The sequence below is a fragment of the Streptomyces sp. NTH33 genome (genome assembly GCF_003236365.1).
Taxonomy (GTDB): Bacteria; Actinomycetota; Actinomycetes; order Streptomycetales; family Streptomycetaceae; genus Streptomyces.
The window spans coordinates 1-3,008 of sequence record NZ_POTZ01000648.1 but is presented as its reverse complement, the minus strand read 5'-3'; the positions used below and the strand labels follow the sequence as shown (position 1 = coordinate 3,008).

3 protein-coding genes and 1 pseudogene are annotated in these 3,008 nt (G+C 72.8%); 1 reads left to right on the top strand and 3 read right to left on the bottom strand.

What is annotated here, in order from left to right; translation table 11 throughout:
- The 3 genes and pseudogenes from C1I97_RS42080 to C1I97_RS34375 all read right to left on the bottom strand — a co-directional run.
- Window positions 1–368 (bottom strand): annotated as a pseudogene (locus C1I97_RS42080) (hypothetical protein); the annotation flags it as partial.
- Window positions 365–781 carry an anti-sigma regulatory factor gene (locus tag C1I97_RS34380; protein ID WP_067236910.1) on the bottom strand — a complete coding sequence of 139 codons (417 nt, stop codon included), beginning with the start codon at window positions 779–781 and terminating at the stop codon, window positions 365–367. The gene C1I97_RS34380 and the pseudogene C1I97_RS42080, both read right to left, overlap by 4 nt.
- Before the next feature lie 285 nt (window positions 782–1,066).
- Window positions 1,067–1,327 (bottom strand): UBP-type zinc finger domain-containing protein, encoded by a 261-nt coding sequence (locus C1I97_RS34375; protein WP_111006907.1) that lies wholly within the window; start codon window positions 1,325–1,327, stop codon window positions 1,067–1,069.
- Window positions 1,328–1,403: 76 nt separating this feature from the next.
- Between C1I97_RS34375 and C1I97_RS34370 the strand changes: the two genes are divergently transcribed.
- Entirely contained in the window at window positions 1,404–2,999 is a 1,596-nt protein-coding gene (locus tag C1I97_RS34370) for a Na+/H+ antiporter (protein WP_111006906.1), read from the top strand.
- Window positions 3,000–3,008 lie beyond the last annotated feature (9 nt).

Sequence of the window (3,008 nt, the reverse complement as noted above, 5' to 3'; positions counted from 1 at the left end):
CCCCGAGCCCCCGCCTCCTTCCCCGCGTTCACGCCTTCGCGTGAACGGGGGGAATCCCCGTGGGGAGGACCTCCATGGCCGGCACCGGCTCCGCTCCGCGCCGGCGCGGGCGTGTCCCGCACGGCGTCGCCGCGTGCCTGCCCGTCGCCCGGGAGGCCGGCCGCCGACGGCTCGTCCTCCGGGTGCGGCCTGGCCTGCTCCGGGATGCCGTCGATGCCGCCCGCCGCGCGCCGGGGCACGGCGGGGCCGCCCGGGGTGGTCCCGCCCGGGTTCGTGGCTCCGTCCGCGCGGGCGGGAATCCCGCCCTCGGCCGGCAGCTCCCGTGTGCCGCGCTCTTCGTCCCGCACCGGCCCGTCCCCGTCCCTCACGCCGGCCCGGGTCCCGCGCCGCGCTGTTTGTAGAGGCTGATCGACACGGTCCTGTCCTCGTCCACGGCGGAGGAGACCTTGCCGGCGAGCGCGGACAGGACGGTCCAGGCGAACGTGTCCCGCGAGGGCGCGTGACCGTCCGTGGTCGGGGCCGAGACGGTCACCTCGAGCGAGTCGTCGACCAGCCGGAAGACGCAACTGAGCACCGAGCCGGGCACGGCCTGCTGGAGCAGGATCGCGCAGGCCTCGTCCACCGCGATGCGCAGGTCCTCGATCTCGTCGAGGGTGAAGTCCAAGCGGGCCGCGAGACCGGCCGTGGCCGTCCGCAGCACCGACAGGTAGGCACCCGCAGCCGGCAGCCGGACCTCCACGAAGTCCTGGTTCGCCACGGGCTCGCCTGCGATCTGGGACACCCTCACCTCCAAGGTGGTACAAGCTCTCTCAGGGCCGAGGGTCGCCCCCCGGGGGTAACGCGATACATGGTTCAGCCGTGACGCTACCGCGCTCTCGGCATTCCTGTCCCGGGACCCCGACCCCTTGCTGTCACTCATAGTAAACCTACGGATACGCTCCGTGGCTAGGGGGTCTGCGGGCCCAAATGGGAACAGCGCGGGCCGGATTGTCGTACCCAGACGCCGGACGGTCGAACCGTCGGACCGTCCGGCCCCGGTCGCACGAGCCCGGCCGCCCGGGCACGGTCACACGAGCACGTGGTCCACGAAGCACCAACGCCAGTCCTCACCGGGCTCGAAGGTCCGCATCACCGGATGGCCGGTTTCCTTGTGGTGCCTGGTCGCGTGCTGTCCCGGCGAGGAGTCGCAGCACGCGACGTGCCCACAGGTCAGGCACAGCCGCAGCTGCACCGGATCCGTGCCGTCCGCCAGGCACTCCGGACAGGTCTCGCTCTCGGGTGCGGGCTCCGGACGCGGCAGCGTGCCGGCGTGCGTGCACTGTTTCATGATTGCCAGGTTACGACGGGCGCGCGGGTGACCGCGTGGAAAAGCGGGCGGCGAGAACGACGGGCGGGTGAGGACGATGGACGTGATGCCGCTGCTGTTGCTGGTCGCGGGCAGCACCGCGGTGGCCGGGGCCGCCCGGCGCACCCCCGTACCGGCACCCCTGCTGCTGGTCGCGGCCGGACTGGCGGTCTCCTACGTCCCCGGCGTGCCCGCCTACACCCTCGAGCCCGGAGTGGTCCTGCCGCTGCTGCTGCCCCCACTGCTGTACACGTCGGCCATCGACAGCTCCTACCTCGACCTGCGCGCGCAGCTGCGGCCCGTGGCGCTGCTCTCGGTCGGGTACGTGCTGTTCGCGACCTTCGCGGTCGGCTGGGCCGCGTACCTGATCGTGCCGGGGCTGCCGCTGACGGCCGCGCTGGTGCTGGGCGCGGTCGTGGCGCCGCCGGACGCGGTCGCGGCGACGGCGGTGGCCCGCCGGGTCGGGCTGCCCTCGCGGATCACCACGATCCTGCAGGGGGAGTCCCTGCTCAACGACGCCACCGCGATCACCGCCTACAAGGTGGCGGTGGCCGCCGCGGTCGGTGAGGGAGCGACCTGGGCCGGGGGCATCGAGGAGTTCCTGGTCGCGGCCGTCGGCGGCGTCGGCGTCGGACTGGTGCTGATGGCGCCGCTGCACTGGCTGCGCACCCACCTGAAGGAGCCGCTGCTGCAGAACACGCTCTCCCTGCTCATCCCGTTCGTGGCCTACGGCGTCGCCGAGCAGCTGCACGCCTCCGGTGTTCTCGCCGTCGTCACGGTCGCCCTCTACCTCGGTCACCGCGCGTGGGAGGTCGACTTCGCCACCCGGCTCCAGGAGGAGGCGGTGTGGAAGATGGTCGCCTTCGTCCTGGAGTCCTCGGTGTTCGCCCTCATCGGACTGCAACTGCCGGTCGTCCTGAAGGGCCTCAGGGCGCACGCGGGCGCCGAGGCCGCCTGGTACGCGGTCGCCGTCTTCCTGGTGGTCGTCGCCACCCGGTTCGTGTGGGTGTACCCGGCGGCGTTCCTGCCCCGCCTGCTGTCCCGGCGCGTCCGCGCACGGGAGGAGAACCCCACCTGGAGGGGCGCGATGGTCACCGCCTGGGCCGGGATGCGGGGTGTGGTGTCCCTGGCCATCGCCTTCTCGATCCCGGCCACGCTGCACGACGGCGAGCCGTTCCCCAGGCACAGCCTGCTGCTCTTCCTGACCTTCACGACGGTCATCGGAACGCTGGTGGTGCAGGGCCTGACGCTGCCGCCGCTGATCCGCCTGCTGAGGTTCCCCGGCCGGAGTGCCCAGGTGGAGACCCTGGCCGAGGCGAACGCCCAGGCACAGGCCTCCCGGGCCGCCGAGCAGCGTCTGGAGGAACTCCTCCAGGACGAGCGCAACGCCCTGCCCCGGCCGCTCGCCGACCGGCTCCGCACGGTCCTGGAGCGCCGCCGCAACTCCGTGTGGGAGCGCCTCGGTCAGGTCAACCCGGTCACCGGCGAGTCGGTCGACGACACCTACCGCCGGCTGTCCCGGGAGATGATCAGCACCGAGCGCGAGGTCTTCGTACGTCTGCGGGACGGGCGCTACATCGACGACGAGATGCTGCGCACCCTGCTGCGCAGGCTGGACCTGGAGGAGGCGGCCGCCTACCGGGAGGCGGCGTGAAGGCTGTCT